This window comes from Catenulispora subtropica, assembly GCF_039531675.1.
Classification (GTDB): Bacteria; Actinomycetota; Actinomycetes; order Streptomycetales; family Catenulisporaceae; genus Catenulispora; species Catenulispora subtropica.
Window position 1 is genome coordinate 1 of sequence record NZ_BAAAQM010000011.1, and the last position, 18,095, is coordinate 18,095.

An 18,095-nucleotide genomic window follows, 5' to 3' on the forward strand; every position below is an offset into this window, starting at 1 on the left:
TGCCCGCACCCTGGCTGAACCCCAGATGCCCGCCGGAACCCATCCCGAACACCGTGGTCTTGTTGGTGTTCGGGTTGTAGACCGACCAGCTGCTGTCGGAGTTCGGCGTGTAGGCGGCGGCCGTGGACACGTTCTTGTAGCGGAGGCCGACGTAGCCGGACTTGGGCCAGCCTTCGAGGGTGGTGTTGTTGATGTTCGCGGCGGTGGGGCCGTGGGTGGGGTCGTTCGGGTTGCTCTCGGCGTAGTAGGTGAAGTCGCCCGCGGCCTTGTTCGTCCACGAGTCGAAGAGCCAGATGTGGTCGTGCGGGTAGGCCATGGCATCGCCCTGTTGCAGGTTGCTGAAGCTGCCGATGCCGACGTCGTAGTTGGTGTTGGGGGTGCCGTCGGTGTTCGTGAAGTCGGCCGGGCCCGGGTCGGTGACGACCAGGCTGGTGTTCAGGTGCCAGGCCATCGAGACGAACCCGGAGCAGTCCTCGCGGTAGGTCGCGCCCTGGGGGTCGGCGGCGTACGCGGTCTGGTCGTAGGGGACGTGGTGGTCCACCCAGAACTGGGCTCGGGCCATCATCTCGGCGGGGCTGATCGGGCCGCCGGTCGAGCTCGTGGCCTGAGCCGACGGGCTGAGGGCCACCAGAGCGGCGGCGGTGCCGACGACGGCGAGCGCGGCGATTCCGCGGCGGGTCTTCGGAGCGGGCATGGTCTTTCCTTCCTCGGATGGGTAAGCGGTGCGTCAGCTGCCGGCGTTGGCCGTCAGCATCGTGAGGACGGCGGGATCGCCGGCCGTGTCGTAGGGAGTGGGGGGATGGGCGCCGAACTCGCTGAAGCCGGCGAGGATCACCGTGGCGCCGCGCTGGACGAGGTAGTAGTGGTTGATCTGCGGGCCGGCGGCGGACTGGCCCGCGACTCCGGTCCACTTCCGCGACCAGGCCTGGGCCTGCTGCGCGGTGGCGGTGGTGACGACCGTCGCGTCGAGCGGTGCGCCGCCGCGGCGCTGGGCGTCGCGCGTCGTCTGGGCGCAGCCGTCGAGCGAGGCGGTGATGCTCTGGAACGCCCGGGTCGCCGACTGCGGGTCGCCGAACCCGAAGACGTCCTCCTGGGCCGGCGTGTGCTGGGCGCTGACGTATCCCTGCTCGTGCCACGCGGCGGCGCCGTGCACCGAGGCGCACTCGCTGATGCCGATGTCCCGGCCCTCCGGCACGGTCATGGCGACGAGTCCGCCCATCGGCTGCCAGTCCGCCACGGCGGCGTTCGGCAGCGACGGTGCGGGGATCGGCGGCGGCGCCGGGGGAGCGGGCCGGCTCGACGGCGCGCCCGGGCCGGGGCCCGCGGGCGACGAGGGTGCTGACGGGGCCGAGGACGCCGGCCCCGGACGTGCGGCGGCAGAGGAGACGGCTCCGGGACCCGCCGGCGGATGCGAGGTGACCCCGGCGAGGTCGCCCGCCGGACCGTCGGCTCCCGGCGCCTGCGGGCCGGTCGCGGTAGTCGGTGCCGCAGTGGACGCCTCGGCCGGAGCGGCGACGGAAGCCGTGGTCGGACCCGCCGCGGCCGGGGACCCGGTGCCGCCGCTGTGGCTGGAGCAGGAAGCGGCCGTGAGGCCTACACCGGCCGCTGCGAGGGCGGCGAGCAGAGTCGGCAGGCGGTGCCGCGGCTTGATGTGGTCGTTCACAAGGTCTCCCAAGGTGTCGCGTGTGAGGGCATGGCTTGGAGGTCGACGTACCAACCGGCCAGCGCCGGCGCCGAACCGACGGCCCGGAGGCACAGGCACAGCGCGGTACGGACGTCGGTCTCGGAGTCGGCGTCCGGCACGGCGAGGAAGATGGCGGTGTCCACCCCCGCCTCGCCGGGCTCGGAGCGCGCTCGGACGTGTTCGAGGAGGTCTTCCGGAACCGCGGCGGCCCACAGGATGTCGACCACCGTCTCCGGACTCAGATGCCTGGTCCTGGCCTGCGGGCCGGGGCGTAGCCCGACCAGGATCATGTGCATGTCAGGTGCCGCCTCCACAGGAGATGCACGGCCCGCCGGCGACCTGCTCGGCGGAAACGGCGTGCGCGCCGGTTCCGGTCAGGCCTGCCATCGCGAACACGGCGATCGCCAGGAGCGCCGGCGCGGTCACGCGGCGGGCGATGCGGGCAGCCCGGTCGGCGCGGTCGGCGCGGTCGGCGCGGGCAGCCCGGTCGGCGCGGTCGGCCCGCTTGGTACTGACGGTTTCAGGCATGGCGGTATCCCCCATCGGCACTGACATCGGTGATCGTCGTCGGACCGGTGAGACCGGTCCGGTGCGCCTCCCCGGTGTCGTCCCGGGCCGGCAAGAAGAACTCTTCCAAGCCCTGGCCTGCGTCGGAAGGGAAAACCGGCGGCACCAAGATGCGTGGCACCTTGGTGCCACTTCCGGTGCAGGTGGGTGGAAACGACCCGATCGAAGCAACCCTGTAAGCGCACGAGCGTCTTCCTTACGTACTTCTCCGGGACGACGCGAACGGCGGGGTGGGGATGCTGACAGACACACGGGTGGAAGTGGCGACGCTGCTGGCGCTGGGTCTCGAAGAGCGGTTGGCCGAAGTGTGGACGGCGATGTCCGCGGACCCGGGGGTCGGGGTGCCGGAGCTCAGCGAGACGTTGGGGATCAGCGAGACGCAGGTCCGTGCGCACTTGGACGAGCTGGCCGACCGGGCTCTGGTCCGGGCCTCGCAGCAGGTGCCGGGGCTGCTGCTCCCGATCACCGCGGAGGCGGCCATGGCGCAGTTGCTACGCCGTCAGGAAGAGGCGCTCACCGAACAGCAGCGCCGGATCGAGGCCCACCGGGAGCGGATCGCGCGGGCCGTCACCGCCGGACTCGGTGCCCACGACCGGGACCGACAGGTCGAGCAGGTCTCCGGCGCCGACGCCGTCCACGCCCGGTTCGAGCAGCTCGCCTACGGCACGACTTCGACCATCGACTCCCTGATGCCGGTCGTCGGCCTGCCCGAGGCCATGCTGCGCGACGCCTGGCCGCTGGACGCCGAGATCCTTCGCCGCGGCGTGGCGGTGCGCTCGCTCTATCTGGAGGCCGTCCGCAACGACGCGCCGCTGGCCGCCTACGCTCGCCGGATGCAGGCCGCCGGCGCGCAGGTGCGGACCAGCCCCACGCTGCCGCAGCGGCTGTTCATCTCCGACCGGCGCATCGCCGTCGTCCCGATGACGCCCGGGGCCCAGGGCGAGGGCGTCGCCATCGTCAGCGCGCCCGGTATCATCGCCTCGCTCCTGGAGCTGTTCGAGACGGCGTGGCGGAGCGCGGCGCCGCTGGACGTCGGCAACGCCGTCGAGGCCGCCACCGGCCTGTCCGACACCGAACGCACCCTGCTGACCATCCTCGCGGACGGGGTCACCGACGAGAGCGCGGCGAAGCGCCTCGGTGTGTCCCTGCGCACCGTGCGCCGCATCATGGCCGACCTCATGCGCCGCCTCGAAGCCGGATCGCGGTTCGAGGCCGGGATCAAGGCGGCCAAGCGGGGATGGCTGTAAGGCCTCTGATCCTCGACGCGCGGGGGCGCCGGGGATCAGAGGCCTTGTCGCATCGAGCCGGAAGCCGGCGCCGGTGCTACCCCTCGATCCGGTGCGCGGTCCAGAACGAGGTCAGGTCGACCGATGTGGCCGCCTGGGCCGCCGCCTTGAAGTCGGCGACGGTCGAGATGCCGTACCAGTGGGACTGCGCGTAGTTGCGCAGCATGGTGTTGAACGCGGTGTCGCCCATCGTGCGGCGCAGGTCGTGCAGGGCGCACTTGCCGTAGTCGTAGACCACCGTGCTGTACCGGCTGGAATGGGCGTCCCAGTAGGCCATCGAGTTGGTGATCTTCTCGTCGGCGCCGGCCCACGACCCGGTCCAGCAGCCGTCGCCGGTGATGCCCTCCTGGACGTCGGTGATGTAGTCGGTGAAGCCCTCGTCCAGCCACGGCGTGTTGTACTCGTCGTCGCCGACGATGCCGTAGAACCACTGGTGGCCGAGCTCGTGGATCAGGGCGCCGGCGCTGGTGGTGTCCAGGGTCAGGCCCGGGTACTCCATGCCGCCGAACCAGAAGTTGTCGTCGAGCACGACGTCGACCTCACCGTACGGGTACGCGCCCCAGCGGGAGGCGTGCCCGACCATCGCGGAGGTCGCGGTGGTCATCAGGCTGGCGGCGGTGGACGCGGAGACCCCGGAGGTGCGCCACATGTTCACCACGACGCCGGTGGAGGTGGTCGCGGTGGACTTGATGAAGGGCCCCGCGACCCAGGCGAACTCCCGGACGTTCGTCGCCGTCGCGGTGGTGACGGTGCGGCCGGACGCGCCGGGGGCCTCGGTGGCGGTGCCGGTGGTCGGCGTCAGCACCGAGGTCGGGTGGTCCAGGGTCACCGAGTAGTCGCTGATCAGCTGGTAGAAGCTCTCACCGTTGTTCGTGTACGGGTCGAGGTGCCAGCCCGCGGCGTCGCGCACCGCCAGCACCGGAATCGCGTTGCCGATCATGTTGTACGCGCCGTCCCGGCCGAACCGGTCGCTGCTGCCGGGGACCGCGATCGACAGGTCGAAGCCGACCGATCCGGACTGGCCCTGGGCCAGCGGCGCGGGCAGCGTGATCTTCAGGGCGGTGCAGCCCACCTCCAGCGCGCCGGCGGTGCCGCCGGTGACGTTGGAGACCTGGATCGGCTGGTCCGAAGGGCAGGAGCCGTGGTAGTTGTCCCACAGCCGCAGGTAGACCTCGTTCAGCGGGGTGGCCGCGACGTTGGTGAAGGAGATGCCCTCGTGGCCGCTCCAGTTCGAGCCCGTCGAGTCGCTCGTCAGGTTGAGCGTGTAATGACCCTGAGCAGGGGTGCGGGTGGGGTCGGGGGAGCCGCTCGGGTTCACGGTCCACACGAAGCCGGCGGTCCCGGTGTTGGAGCCCGGGTCCGTCGCGGTCACCGTGACGGTGCCCGATCCGGCGGTCGTCGGCGTGCCCGATATCAGCCCGCTGGAGGCGTTGACGGACAGGCCCGCCGGCAGTCCGGTCGCGGAGTAGGTCAGCGGGTCGTTCTGCGGGTCGGAGGCCTGGATCTGGAGGCTGACCGCGGTGCCCGCGGTGGAGGTCTGGGCGCCGGGGTTGGTCACCACCGGGTTCTGGCCGGTCGACCCGCCGCCGACGTTCAGCGCGAAGTCGTCGACGACGAAGCTGGTCTGCAGGCTGGAGTCCTCGACGCCGGTGAGGTTCAGGGTCGCGGTCTGGCCGGCGAAGGCGGAGACGTCGAAGGTGCGCTGCTGGTAGCCGTCGGCGTGGTTCAGGTTCGAGTACGTCGCCAGCGTGGTGCCGCCGAACTTGACCGTGAGCTTGTCGTACTGCGTCGACGTCGTGGTCTCGGCGGTGTCGATGTGCAGCCAGAAGGTCAGGCTGGCGGTGGTGCAGCCGGCCGGGATCGTCACCGACTGGGAGAGGGACTCGGTGGCGGAGCGGCCGTTGCCGTCGATCCAGGCGTCGCGGCTGCCGCCGTGGGCGGGCTGGCCGCTGAACGATCCGATCAGGCCGGACGGGGACGCGGTCCAGGGAGTGCTCCCGGACTCGAAGCCCGGGTTGCCGATCACCTGCGCGGGGGTGCACGTCGCGGCGGCGGCCCGGGCGGTCTGGGACGAGCTCCACGCTGTGGTGAGGAGCGCGGCGGTCAGGGCGAGGATGGTCCCGGCCGCCCCCAGACGTGTGCGTGCTGATCTCATGGTGCCTCCGGTGGGGGGACGATGAAGCGGCATCACGGAGAAGGTACTGACGGATCATCTCCTTGGCGATGACATGGCAGGATAAAGACAGGCAAAGACTGCAATGACAGGGTTCTGACGAGGGTCGGACCAGGGTGTCACGGTTCCAAGGCCGCTCCCGGAGGACCTGACCACACGTGGGCGCGCGGGTGCGGCGCGTCATCGGCGGCGGACATGGACTGTCCGAGGAACCGTGTTGTCCAGCGGTTACCGATCTGTTGCCGCCTCACTCCATGATCGATGGCGTCGGTCCGTCAGGGCCGACTCGAAGGAGAACGCATGCAGACACCGCCGGGTGGGGCGCCCAGCGGTGGCGGGCTTCCGCCGACCGATGCCGGAGGTGTGCTCCCTGCCCGGGTGCCGCTATCGGGGGTGCGTCGTTCAGCGGGCTTCGGCCGCCGCCAGTGCGGCGGTCACCTCCTCGTACTGCGGGTCGCCCAGCTCCTTCCAGAGCTGGCCGGCCTGCTGAAGGCGTTCGCGCGCCTCGGCGTGGCGTCCGAGGGCTTCCAGGGCCTGGCCCTGGTGGGTGAGGTTCTCCGCCTCGCCGATGCGGTTGCCGAAGGAGCGGGTCACGGGGAGCACCTCCTCCAGACATGCCAGGGCCTGCGCGAAGTCCCCGCGGTGCAGGAGGACGGCGCCGATGTTGGCCTGGGCGAAGGACTCGCCGTCGGGGTCGTCGAGTTCGCGCCAGACGGCGCGGCAGGCGGCGAGGTGGGACAGCGCCGCGTCGTAGTTTCCGAGGCGGTCCTCGACGGTCGCCAGATTGTTGAGGACGTTCGCCTCGGCCGATCTGCGCCCGATCTTCCGGGCCAGGGCGAGGACGTCCTCGTAGTGGGACCGCGCGAGCTCGTCGCGGCCTTGCCGCTCGTAGACGATGCCCAGGTTGCTGAGCTGCGCGAGTTCTCCCACCGCGTCGCCCATCGCCCGCCGCAGATAGAGCGCGGCGCGGATGCAGACCTCTGCTTCGTCCGGCTGGTTCAGCTGCAACAGCATCGAGCTGCGCGCGGTCAGCATGCGGGCCTCGCCCTCCCTGTCGCCGAGGGCGCGCGCACTGGCCAGGCCGATGGTGTTCAGGGCCGCCCACTCCGGATAGCGGCAGCTCGCCCGGAGGAAGCCCATGGCGAAGGCGGGGATGAGCCAGGCCAGGGTGTGCAGACCGCGGGCAGCCGCGACCGCCGTCGTCGCGGTCAGCGCCTCGGCCTCGAGGTCGAACCAGGCCAGGGCGGCTTCCTGGTCCGCGAACTCCGGGGCGGGGTGGTCCGGATCCGGCGCGGGCAGCTCCGGCCTCCGGTTGTTGGGGAACGTCGCGGCGTCCGCGCCGGCCAGAGCCGCCAACGTCCACCGCGCCAGCCGCTCCACGGCGGCGACCTGCTCGGCTTCCGGCTCCTCCTCCGCCGCCCGCTCGGCGGCGTAGACGCGGAGCAGGTCGTGGAGCCGGTAGCGGCCGGGCATCGGATGGTCCAGCAGGCACGCGTCGACCAGGACTTCGAGCGCTTCTTCCGCGACGTCCGGCGATCGCCCGAGCAGCGCGGCGGCGGCGGGAAGGCTGATCTCCGACGATCCGCACAGACCCAGCAGGCGCAGGGCTCGCGCCGGATCCACGCGGTCTGCGTCGCGGTTCCGCCCGGTCGGGAAACCGGCGCCGAGGGAGTCCGGCGCCTCCAGACTCGTGTAACTGACCTGGAAGCAGCTCCGGACGGCGACGTCCGCCAGCCGCAGCTCGTCCAGTCGCCGGCGTTCGTCGGCGAGCCGGTCCGCCAGCGTCGCGACCTTCCAGCGGGCGCGGCTGGCCAGCCGCGCGCCGGCGATCCGCACGGCGAGCGGAAGCCCGGCGCAGAAGCCGAGGACGGCGTCGGTCGCTTCCGGTTCCGCGTCGATGCGCGCCTGCCCGATGATGCGGCTCAGCAGCGTGCGCGCCTCGTCCGCGTTCAGCTCGTCCAGGTCGAGATGGGACGCGCCGTCGAGGCCGGGCAGCTTGTGGCGGCTGGTGACGAGGACGGCGCAGCTGCCGGAGCCGGGCAGGAGCGGGCGGACCTGGGCGGCGTCGCGCGCGTTGTCGAGCACGACGAGCAGGCGGCGGCCCGCGGTCAGCGTGCGGTAGCGGGCGGCCTTGGCGTCCTGGTCGGCCAGTGCCGCCTGGTCGGCCACGCCGAGGTCGCGGAGGAAGCCGCCGAGGACCTCGTCGGGCGTGCGCGGTGTGGCGTCACGACCGCGGAGGTCGATGTAGAGCTGGCCGTCGGGGAAGCCGTCCTTGACGCGGTGCGCGGTGTGGACGGCGAGGGCCGTCTTGCCGGCGCCGCCCATGCCGGTGATGGTGCAGACCGGGAGCGCCGCGGCATTGGCGGGATCGGTGGGCGTCAGGAGGGCGCACAGGTCGCGGACGTAGGCTTCGCGGCCGGTGAAGTCGGCCAGGTCGGCGGGGAGATGCGCGGGAATGTGCGGGGGAACGTGCGCCGGCCCGGGGTGCGACGCGGGCGTCGGCTCGGGTCCCGTGCTCGCGTCGAGGATCTGACGCTGGACCGTCTGCACCTGCGCGCTCGGCTCCAGCCCGAGTTCGTCCACCAGGGTCCGGCGCAGCCGCTGGTAGACCTCCAGCGCCTCAGCCGACCGGCCGCTTCCGTGCAGCACCTGCATGAGCTGCATCGAGAAGGTCTCGACGAGCGGGTGTTCCTCCACCGCCGTCGCGAGGCGTGCCGCCAGTCCGTCGTGGACGCCCAGCCGGATCGCCGCGTCGAAGTGCCACTCGAGCATCTCGCGGTGGGCTTCCGCGAGGTGCCGCGATTCGAGATGCACGGCTTCCCCGGGCACGTCGTCCAGCGGGGTCCCGCGCCACAGCCGCAGCGCCTCGCTCGTCGCCCGGTGGACCCGGGACCAGTCCTGCCGCGCCCGCGCGTCCCGGCCGTCGAGGATCAGCGCCCGGAACTCCTCGGTGTCGAGCTCCCCGTCCTCCACCCGGAACAGGTAGCCCGACGGCACCGTGCGCAACCGCTCGCCGGTCCCGTCCCCGAGGATCCGGCGCAGGCGGCTGACATGGTTCTTCAACGAGGCGGCGGCGGTCGCCGGCGGGTTCTCGCCCCACAGCACCGCCTGCAGCGCCCCCTGCGCCACCGGCCGGTTCGCCCGCAGCAGCAACACCGCCAGCAGCGCCCGATGCATGGCGCTGCCGATCACCACGGGCCGACCCTCGACCTCGACTTCCAACGGCCCCAGCAGACCGAACCGCACGCGAACCCCCTTGCCGCCCCTCCGCCCGAGAGAAGGCCGTTTTCGTGATCGAAGCGTAGCGGGTGGCCCTCGTCTGCTCAGCGCTCCCGGAATCCGCCGAGGAACCGCCGGAACAGCCCGCCCTCCCTCGGCAGCGCCGGCTGCACGGGCGGCGCCGTGGTCCGCCGCGTGGCGATGGGCTGGTCGTAGTCGGTCCGCAGGATGGCGTCGATGGTCTGCCGCTCGTCGAAGTCCTCCGACCCCTCGATCGTCGGCACGAACCCGACGAGCATCCCGTCCTTCATCACCTGGGCTTCCAGCCCCGCGGTGTCGTCGGTGTCCCACTCGGCCTGGCGTCCGCCCGGGAGCATCACCCGGATCCCGAACTGGTAGACGCTGACCTTGGCGACATGCGCGTCGACCCCCTGGTCGCGCAGGGCGTCGACGACGCGACGCGCTCGATTCTCGTCCATGCGATCAGCGTAACCGGCGTCTCACAGCCCCTGAGGGAACGTGTAGCTCTGGAACGGCACCGCCGTACCGACGTCGAGCTGGATGACGTCGTGCGCGGTCAGCGGGATGGCGCGGGGGTCGCCGGTCCGGGCCTCGCCGTTCACGAACACGGTGAGCGGGCCGTGCGCGGGGCCGACCTGGCCGGCCGTCAGCGGCTGGCCCCACATGTCGAAGAACTCGCCGAGGGTGAAGGAGACCTGGGCCGGGGCCTCCATGTGGATGATGCCGGTGGAGTCGTGGGTGTGCAGCCAGTAGATGCCCTTGCCGCCCTCGACGAACGGGTTGCCGGTGTCGTCGGCGGCCATCTGAAAGGGCGGGATGACGCCGATGCCGTAGGGGACCGCCCTCGCCTGGCCGTCGACGTAGATGCTCAGGTGGGCGTGGATGTGGAAGGCGAGCTGCTCCATCGAGCCGCTCTGGATGCCGTCGACCGGGTCGCCCTTCTGGGCCTGGGCAGGGGCCAGCACGGTCGGTGCGGAGCCGTTCTGGGACGGGGCCGGGGCCGCGGACGGGCCGGCCTCGTCGGTGGGCCAGAACGCCGCCGTCAGCGCCGCCGCGCCGAGGACGAAGGCGCAGAGACCGCCGATGACGCCGAATCGGTGGCGCCGCTGACGGCGGCGTGTCTCCGCTCTGAGACGCTCGATCTTGCGCCGTGCGTTCTCGTCGCGCCGGTTCGCGGTGCGCTTCGTGGATGCCATGGCTCCACCCCAGGACACGGATTTTTGACCAGCAACCGGAACCCGGCGCGCTGCACAATTCGTCGTCAATTCGATGGGGGCGGAACGCACGAGGAGGCATGGCCATGGGCCGATCGGAGAAGCAGCTCGACCCGCAGTCCGGACCGCTGGCCCGGCTCGCCGTCGATCTGCGCGAGCTGCGCCGTCAGGCCGGCGGGCCGACGTACCGGGAGATGAGCAGGACCGCCGGCTACTCGCCGTCGGCGCTGTCGGCCGCGGCGAGCGGCGCGAACCTGCCGTCGGCCGGGGTGCTCACGTCTTATGTGCGCGCGTGCGGTGGGGACGTCGAGGAGTGGCTGCGGCGGCGGGCCGAGGTGGCGGCGATCGCGAGGACACCCGCGTCCGCGGTCATTCCGGCGCAGGATGCGAAGCAGGAGCGGGAACCCCTCCAGGAGCGCCGGCTGGATCGACGCCTGCCACGCCGCCGGCGCTTCGCCCGCCGCACCGCCGGGTTGCTCGCGGCCGCGATCGTCGGGTCCATGGCGACCGTCGTGCCGATGGCGGTCTGGGGCGCTCCGTCCTGTCTGACGACCGACCACGGCCGCCCCGCTCCGGCCGCGAACTGCCAACCGGCGTTGTCAGCCCACTGACGGACTACGGATTCCGGATCCGCACCGGATTCAAGCGCGGGCCTCACCGGCCCGGCTGCGGCCGGACCGTCAGCGTCTGCTGCGCATACCCCACGTGACCAGCGATGTCGTGCAGCACCGTGCTGGTGACACCCAGGCCGGACGGGCCGAAGACGACAGTGGTGTCGAGCCCCGTCCAGCCGCCTTCGGGCGTGCGGTGCAGGTGGATGGTCAGGTCGACGTTGGGGAACATCCAGGCCGTCGGCGGCTGGCGCACGGCGATGCCGTTCGCGGTGTCGACCAGGGCCACATAGGAGGCCAGCGGGCTGCTCGGCTCGTCGGCGACCAGATCCAGGTCGGTGTGGACCCAGGTGGCGGCGCGTCCCGGGCGGGGTTCGACCGCCGGGCGGAGGTCCACGGAAGCGATGTATCCGCCGGGCCACACCGAGGTCAGCGGCCGGGAGGGCAGGGTCCCGGGCGCGGGGAGCGGCTCCACGGCGCCGCCGGCGACGGCGCCGGTGTCGGCGGACGCGAGCAGCCAGGCGCGGGCCCGGACCACCGGCCGTCCGCCGATCAGCGTCACGGCTTCGAGCAGCTCGATGGTGCGGCCCGGCCGGAGGGCCTCGACGCGGATCTCGCACTCGTCCAGGGCGAGGCGGCCCAGGATGTCGAAGCTGATCCTGGACACCAGCAGATCGCCGCCCGGGTGTGCGGCGCGGTGCTGGTCGAGGGCGTGGACGATGAGGCCGCCGAGCGGGCTGAAGTGCTGTTCGCCGGGATCCCAGGCGCCGCCCGCGTGCGGGGTGGGCTTGTAGCGGTGCTCGTCGATGCGCTGGTAGTAGCTTCCGGTGCTCACCCCATGATTCTTTCTCGGCTGCTGTTCTGCCGGCGCGGCAGGTCCACGCCGCGGGTCGCCGTCACGCGGTGGAGGCGGCCGCCGCCCGGCCCGCCTTCCGCCCCGAGAACAGGCAGCCGCCGAGGAACGTCCCCTCCAGCGCGTTGTAGCCGTGCATACCGCCGCCGCCGAAGCCGGCGACTTCGCCGGCCGCGTACAGGCCGGGGACCGGCGAGCCGTCCGCGGACAGGACACGGGAGTCGAGGTCGGTCTGGATGCCGCCGAGGGTCTTGCGGGTCAGGATGTTGAGTTTGACGGCGATGAGGGGGCCGGCCGCCGGGTCGAGGATCCGGTGCGGGGTGGCGGTGCGGCCGAGGCGGTCGCCGAGGTAGCGCCGGGAGTTGCGGATGCCCTGGACCTGGGCGTCCTTGCTGTACGGGTTGGCGATCTGCAGGTCGCGGGCTTCGATCTGGTGGCGCAGCGCGGCGGCGTCGAGGAGCGGCTCGTCGGTCATCGCGTTCATCTTCGCGACCAGCTCGTCCAGGATGGGGGCGACCGCGAAGTCGGCGCCCTTCTCGACGAAGGCCGCGACCGGCGCCGGGGCGCCCTTGCCGAGGAGCCGCTCGCGCAGGAAGGCCTTGCGGTCGTTCGCCGTGATGTCGGGGTTCTGCTCCGACCCCGACAAGGCGAACTCCTTCTCGACGATCTGCTGCGTGAGGACGAACCACGAATGGTCGTACCCGGCGATGTCCGGATCGGTGCGCAGGTGGCGCAGTGTTCCGAGCGTGTCGTATCCCGGCAGGCACGGCGCGGGCAGCCGCCGGCCGAGGGCGTCGAACCACATCGACGACGGGCCCGGCAGGATCCTGATCCCGTGCCCCGGCCACACCGGGTCCCAGTTCCGCAGGCCCTCGGTGTAGTGCCACATCCGGTCCCGGTTGACCAGCCGGGCGCCGGCCCGCTCGCTGATCTCCAGCATCCGGCCGTCCACATGGGCGGGGACGCCGGTGACCAGGAACCCGGGAGCCTTGCCGAGGCGCTCGGGCCAGAACCGCCGCACCAGGTCGTGGTTCGCGCCGATACCGCCGCTGGTGACGACCACCGCCTGGGCCGACAGCTCGAACTCGCCGACCGCCTCGCGGTGCGAGCTGACGCCGCGGGCCGCGTCGTCCGGCCCCAGCACCGTGCCGCGCACCCCGGTGACGGCGCCCTCGGTGACCACGAGCTCGTCGACCCGGTGCCGGTGGTGGATCGTCAGCCGCCCGGCCGCCGCGGCCTGGAGCGCATGGCGGACGAAGGGCTCGACGACGCCGGTTCCGGTGCCCCAGGTGACGTGGAACCGCGGCACCGAGTTGCCGTGCCCGTCGGCGCGCAGGTCGCCGCGCTCCGCCCAGCCGACCGTCGGCAGGAACTTCAGACCCTGGCCGACGAGCCAGGACCGCTTCTCGCCCGCCGCGAACTCGACGTAAGCGCGGGCCCAGCGGTACCCCCAGGAGTCCTCGTCGTCCCGGCGGTCGAACTGCGCGCTGCCGAGCTAGTCGTTCCAGGCGAGGTCGAAGGAGTCCTTGATCCTCAGCCGCCGCTGCTCGGGGGAGTCCACCAGGAACAAGCCGCCGAACGACCACCACGCCTGCCCGCCCAGGTTCGCCGCGTTCTCCTGCTCGACCAGCGCCACCTTCCGGCCCCGCGAGGTCAGCTCGTGCGCGGCGGTGAGCCCGGCCAGGCCGGCTCCGACGATGATGACGTCAGCGTCCACGGGGCGGTCCCCTTCCGTCGTGCGGGTGTTGAGAACGAACTTAGTGGCCACCATGTGTTCTCGCCCTGTCTGGAATACCGGCACCCGGAGGAGGACAGTCTTACTTTGTGTCGATGCCACTCATCAGCCCCTCGCGCTTCGACGGGCCACTAGTGGAACGGGACGCGGAGATCGCACGTTTGGAGCAGGCCGTGCGATCGCTGCGCTCGGGGCGGGGGACCGTCCTGGAGATCGTCGGCGATCCCGGGATGGGGAAGACCGCTCTGCTGGCCGTTCTCGCGGGGATGGTCGCCGGGTCCGGGACGCGGCTGGGCCGTGGCCACGCGGTCCGGGGCGACGCCGTCCCCGGACAGATTTTCCGGAGCGCCTGGGAGGAGCATCCCGGGCTGAACACGGTGGACCGCGGGGGTGCCGCGTTGGACCCGCAAGCGGCCAGAGCCTTGGCGACGGCCTGGGCCGCCGGGGCCGGCGGCGCGGTGCTGCTCGACGACGTGCAGTGGTGCGATCCGGGATCGGTCGAGATCGCCGTGCGGCTCGTCCGGAACCCGGTACCGGCGCCGCTCCTGCTGGCCCTGTCACACCGTCCGCGGCAGACGAGCCCGGCGCTGCTGGAGGCCCTGGACGACGGGGTCCGCGCCGGAACCGTGACCCGGATCGCCCTGTCGCCGCTGAGCGCGGACGCGATGTGCGAGCTCGCCGGCCGCTGGGCCGGAGGCTCCGCCACGGCGATCGACGAACCCCACGACCGGCGGCTGGCCGACGCGGCCGGCGGCAGCCCGCGCAACCTCCGGATCCTGCTGGCCGCCGGATGGGATCCGGTGCTGTGGCCGTTCCAGGCCGGCGGCGACCCGGGCGGGCTGCTGCGCGAGGCGGCGGCCCTGGCCTCCGAACTCGACTTCGTGTCCCCGGAAGCGGCCGTGGTCCTCCGCGGTGCCGCCGTCCTGGGGGACCCGTTCCGGCCGGAGGACGTCGCCGAGATCTGCGGGCTCCCGGCCGGCCGCGTCCTGGCGGCCCTCGGCGAGCTGTCGCAGGCCGACCTGGTGCGGGCGCGCAGCCGAGGCGAGTTCGCGTTCCGCGATCCGGTGCTGGGACACGTCACCCACGAGCACTCCAGCCTCTTCGAACAGTCGGCGGGCCACCAGCGCGCGCTGGACCTGATCGCCCGGCGGGAGACCGACGCGGCGCCGCTGGCCCGGCACGCGGAGCATCTGCTGGGCACGGCCTCGGAGACCGCCGCGCCGATCCTGGCCCGGGCCGCCGCCGAGGTGGTGGCGCGCGATCCGGCCGCCGCGGCCCACTGGTCGCGTCTGGCGCTCGAATACATCCCCCACGGCGGACAGGCGCGGGCCGAGGTGGAGATCCTGCTGTGCCGGGCGCTGATCGCCGTGGGGCGGCTGGACGAGGCCAGGACCCTGATCCACCGGGTACTGGGCCGCGTGTCGGAGCTGCCGTGGCAGCTCGCGCTGCGGGCGTACGGGGCGGCGGCGGACGTCGAGCGCCTGCTCTGCCGCTATCCCGAAGCCGAGGCCATCGCCGCCACGGCGCTGGGACTCCTGCCGGACCCCGGTCCCGGCGGCTCGCTCCCGCTTGAGGCCGTCATGATGATCTACGAGTACGCGCTGGTGCAGACGCTGCGCGGGGACCACGTCCAGGCCCGCGCGATGATCCGCGCGGCCGTGGACACCACCGCCCGGCCCGTGCACCCCACGGAAGTCGCCATCCGGTGCCTGGCCGTGTGCCAGGACGCCTATCTCGGGGACGTCGAGGCGGCCGTCCTCGGCATGCGCCTGTGCGCGAACGCCGTGGACGCGCTGGCCGATCCCGAGGCGGGCCGGTCCCCCGAGATGTTCGCGACCCTCGGCGTCGCCGAGTTCTACCTCGAACGGTTCGACGACGCCTCCCGGCACCTGAACCGGGGGCTGAAGGTCGCCAGCGACGGCACCCAGATGCACGTCGTCCTGCAACTGCTCCTCGCCCACGCCTGCGTCGACCTGTTCACCGGTCGGCTCGAGACGAGCACGCAGTGGGCGGTGCAGGCCGAACGCCTCGCCACCGCCGTCGGGTCCGACGAGGGCGTGGGCCTGGCCAAGGCGGTCCGCGCTTCGGCGATGATCTGGACCCGCGGCGAGCGCGACGTCCCGGAGATCCTGGCGCTCGCCGGCTCCGCCATCGCCGACGTCGAGTCCCACCGCAGCTGGTGGGCCCTTAGCGCGCTCGGCCTGGCGGCCCAGGTGCAGCTGCTCGCCGGCGACCCCGAAGGCGCGTTGCGCACCATGCTGGAGCGTGCCGACGGCCAGGACGTGGCGGCGGCGCAGCCCTCCCTCGAACCCTCCCTCAAGGCCGTGATGGCGATGGCCGCCCTCCGCCGAGGCGACCTGCCGGCGGCGCGACGCTGGACCGAGGACGCCGAAGCCGCCGCCTCCCGCCTCACCCTGCCCGGGCAGACCGCGAGCGCGATACGCGCCCGCGCCGCGCTCCACCTGGCCGACGGCCACCCCGACCTCGCCGTGGACCTCTTCGAGCGCGCCGCGGACCGCTTCGACCGGGCCGGCATGCCGATCCAGCGGGCCTGGACCCAGGCGATGGGCGCCGCCGCGGCCGACGCGGCCCAAGGCCGTGCCGCGGCCCTGGTGTGGCTGGACGCGGCGTCGGCGGCCGCGGACGCCCTCGGCGCCCTGCGGGTGCAGGAGGACGCGGCCCGCGCCCGCGCCGAGCTCGAAGCAGCTCGCGGCGAGGGCAAGGCGGCGCGATCGGACGGTGAAGGACCGCTCGGCATGTTGAGCGACCGGGAGCGGGAGATCGCGGCGCTCGCCGCCGCGGGTCTGCGTTCGCGGGAGATAGCGCAGCGCCTGTTCCTCAGCCCACGAACGGTTGAGGCGCACCTGGGCCGGGTCTATCGCCGCCTCGGCGTCTCCTCGCGCGGCGAACTGCCGCGGATCATCGGCAATCGGGGCGGGGACGGCGGGGGAGACGCGACGTAGCGTTGCGCCTGCTCACAACACGGTCAAAACGCAAAGTGGCCCCACGTCCTCGCCGCGGTCAAGGCAAGAGGGATGGTTCCTGGTCCACGTCAGTGGCCGCTTCCGGGAATGCCGACAGCCTCGCTCGGTGCGCCGATCGGCCACCGGGTCCGTGCCGGTGGCCGATCGGTCAGGCTCGCGTTGCCGTGATGACCTGTGTCCGGTGGCCGTCGTGCCGGGTCAGTGTGATCTTTCTGGCCTTCGCGTCGTAGACGACCTCGGTCTGGGCGGTCCGCTTGTTGTCGAGGGTCCAGTCGAACCGGGCCGTCGTGTTCTCGGTCACGGTGGCCGGCACGCTGGAGGCGGCTCCCTGTTGGGGATCCCCGCCGGGTTCGACGATGGTCGTGGCCAGGGCGGTCCCGGTCAGGGTCCAGGTGCCGGACCAGTCCTCCGGCTCTCCCGCCGCCGGGTCCGGGGCGAAGGTCCCCGACCAGGTGCCGGACTCCTGGATGCGGAGAGTGGCGGTGGCGAAGTGCGCGTCCGGCGCCGAGACGATCCACGTTCCGGCGGCGAACTTGCCCAAGGACTGGGCGAGCGGCGAACCGCCGCCGACCCCGCCGGAGGACCCGCCGGTTCCGCTCTTGCCGCCGCAGGCCGACACCACCGTCCCGATCACGGCGAGTCCGGCGATCCGCACCACGGTCCGCCGCGGCAGGACCGACCGTGCGAGCCGCCAGTCATCCAGTGAGGTCATCGATCTGTCTCCTATCGTGGGCCGAACCTGGTTGTTCCGGGAGCCATTCTCGGGTGAGGGTGAACGTGGCAGAACCCGGAATTCTCCGGGTGGGACTCGGGGATATCCCGACGGGACGTCGGTGGCCGCCGGATGGTCAGTGTTGTTCGGCTTGGTAGATCTGCTGGGCGGCGGTCACGGTGCGGGCGCGGACTGCGTCGAGGCCGCCGGCGCCCTCGCCGAGCGGCTTCCGATCCCGCTGAGCTGCCAGCCTCGCCGGTTTCGGGGGGCGGCAGAACCCGGATTCCTCCGGGGTCCGGTCCGATGGTGATTGCGCGAGGACGGGGCTGTGGCAGTGCCTTCACCCGCCCCCGTCGCCCGGCCGTCGACATCGCACGCGGTGTCGTCCGGTTCCCGGCTCAGGCGGCCCTGATGGGTGTCGCCCTGGTCGAGTCGGCGGTGATGTGCGTGCTCGCGGTGCGGCGGCGACGGTATCCGGTGGGCTGCTGGGGTTGCGTCGATGTGGTGGTCGCGATGGCAGACCGTGCTGGCGACGTGCGGGGTCTCGGTCGCCTTCACGACCTGCGGCACGGTGCGGCGTCGCTCGCGCCGGCCGCCGGCGTGGACATCAAGGTCGTGTCCGACCTGCTCGGGCACTCCGGCACCGCCATGACCCGAGACACCGACATCCGCTGCCGCGCCACCAGCGGACGCCGCCACCGTGCGCTGGCATCCGCGGACCGGTCCGACCGGAGTATCGGGTTTCTGCGGAACCCGAATCCGGTCGTCCCTGGTCCCATCCTGGTCCATGGTTCTGACAGGCCGTCAAGAGATTCGACCAACTCGAGCTGGAAGACACGAAACCCCTGGTCAGCTAAGCTGCCAGGGGTTTCGCTACGGGTGCGCCGCCAGGGACTTGAACCCCGAACCCGCGGATTAAGAGTCCGCTGCTCTGCCAATTGAGCTAGCGGCGCTTGATCTTGCCGGTGTCGCGTTGACGGGTGAAACATTAGCAGATCTCCGAGGGCGTTCGTGACCATCGGAGGCCGGGCGGCGG

General features: G+C 72.4%; 12 protein-coding genes, 1 tRNA gene and 2 pseudogenes. 3 read left to right on the forward strand and 12 right to left on the reverse strand.

Annotated elements, in window-relative coordinates; genetic code table 11:
* The 4 genes and pseudogenes from ABD466_RS11820 to ABD466_RS11835 all read right to left on the reverse strand — a co-directional run.
* Positions 1 to 694: pseudogene (locus ABD466_RS11820) on the reverse strand (hypothetical protein); the annotation flags it as partial.
* A gap of 33 nt (positions 695 to 727) precedes the next feature.
* Positions 728 to 1,663 carry a hypothetical protein gene (locus tag ABD466_RS11825; RefSeq protein ID WP_344657028.1) on the reverse strand — a complete coding sequence of 312 codons (936 nt, stop codon included), beginning with the start codon at positions 1,661 to 1,663 and terminating at the stop codon, positions 728 to 730.
* Positions 1,660 to 1,980 (reverse strand): hypothetical protein, encoded by a 321-nt coding sequence (locus ABD466_RS11830; protein ID WP_344657029.1) that lies wholly within the window; start codon positions 1,978 to 1,980, stop codon positions 1,660 to 1,662. The genes ABD466_RS11825 and ABD466_RS11830 overlap by 4 nt, the downstream gene beginning before the upstream one ends.
* Before the next feature lies 1 nt (position 1,981).
* Positions 1,982 to 2,212, reverse strand: coding sequence for a hypothetical protein (locus ABD466_RS11835; protein ID WP_344657030.1), 231 nt, complete (start codon positions 2,210 to 2,212; stop codon positions 1,982 to 1,984).
* A 275-nt stretch (positions 2,213 to 2,487) separates the two neighbouring features.
* On the opposite strand from ABD466_RS11835, the gene ABD466_RS11840 reads away from it, so the two are divergent.
* Positions 2,488 to 3,498, forward strand: coding sequence for a LuxR C-terminal-related transcriptional regulator (locus tag ABD466_RS11840; protein ID WP_344657031.1), 1,011 nt, complete (start codon positions 2,488 to 2,490; stop codon positions 3,496 to 3,498).
* A 76-nt stretch (positions 3,499 to 3,574) separates the two neighbouring features.
* On the opposite strand, the gene ABD466_RS11845 is transcribed toward ABD466_RS11840, so the two are convergent.
* The 4 genes from ABD466_RS11845 to ABD466_RS11860 form a co-directional block, all read right to left on the reverse strand.
* Entirely contained in the window at positions 3,575 to 5,692 is a 2,118-nt protein-coding gene (locus tag ABD466_RS11845; RefSeq protein WP_344657032.1) for a putative Ig domain-containing protein, read from the reverse strand.
* Between the two features lie 420 nt (positions 5,693 to 6,112).
* Positions 6,113 to 8,956, reverse strand: coding sequence for an AfsR/SARP family transcriptional regulator (locus ABD466_RS11850; protein WP_344657033.1), 2,844 nt, complete (start codon positions 8,954 to 8,956; stop codon positions 6,113 to 6,115).
* 77 nt (positions 8,957 to 9,033) lie between these two features.
* Positions 9,034 to 9,408, reverse strand: coding sequence for a hypothetical protein (locus ABD466_RS11855; protein WP_344657034.1), 375 nt, complete (start codon positions 9,406 to 9,408; stop codon positions 9,034 to 9,036).
* Between the two features lie 21 nt (positions 9,409 to 9,429).
* A complete protein-coding gene (locus tag ABD466_RS11860) occupies positions 9,430 to 10,146 on the reverse strand; it encodes a hypothetical protein (RefSeq protein ID WP_344657035.1) in 717 nt (238 codons plus the stop codon).
* A 104-nt stretch (positions 10,147 to 10,250) separates the two neighbouring features.
* Here ABD466_RS11860 and ABD466_RS11865 point away from each other — a divergent pair, with 104 nt between their 5' ends.
* Entirely contained in the window at positions 10,251 to 10,775 is a 525-nt protein-coding gene (locus ABD466_RS11865) for a helix-turn-helix domain-containing protein (protein ID WP_344657036.1), read from the forward strand.
* A gap of 43 nt (positions 10,776 to 10,818) precedes the next feature.
* On the opposite strand, the gene ABD466_RS11870 is transcribed toward ABD466_RS11865, so the two are convergent.
* Together ABD466_RS11870 and ABD466_RS11875 are read right to left on the reverse strand one after the other, a co-directional pair.
* Entirely contained in the window at positions 10,819 to 11,610 is a 792-nt protein-coding gene (locus ABD466_RS11870) for a thioesterase family protein (RefSeq protein WP_344657037.1), read from the reverse strand.
* A gap of 61 nt (positions 11,611 to 11,671) precedes the next feature.
* Positions 11,672 to 13,399, reverse strand: a pseudogene (locus ABD466_RS11875) (FAD-binding dehydrogenase).
* A gap of 59 nt (positions 13,400 to 13,458) precedes the next feature.
* Here ABD466_RS11875 and ABD466_RS11880 point away from each other — a divergent pair.
* Positions 13,459 to 16,326 carry a helix-turn-helix transcriptional regulator gene (locus ABD466_RS11880; RefSeq protein ID WP_344657038.1) on the forward strand — a complete coding sequence of 956 codons (2,868 nt, stop codon included), beginning with the start codon at positions 13,459 to 13,461 and terminating at the stop codon, positions 16,324 to 16,326.
* A gap of 169 nt (positions 16,327 to 16,495) precedes the next feature.
* Here ABD466_RS11880 and ABD466_RS11885 read toward each other — a convergent pair whose 3' ends face one another.
* Positions 16,496 to 17,059, reverse strand: a complete 564-nt coding sequence (locus ABD466_RS11885; protein WP_344657039.1) for a hypothetical protein — start codon at positions 17,057 to 17,059, stop codon at positions 16,496 to 16,498.
* Positions 17,060 to 17,939: 880 nt separating this feature from the next.
* A tRNA-Lys gene (locus tag ABD466_RS11895) sits at positions 17,940 to 18,012 on the reverse strand.
* Positions 18,013 to 18,095 lie beyond the last annotated feature (83 nt).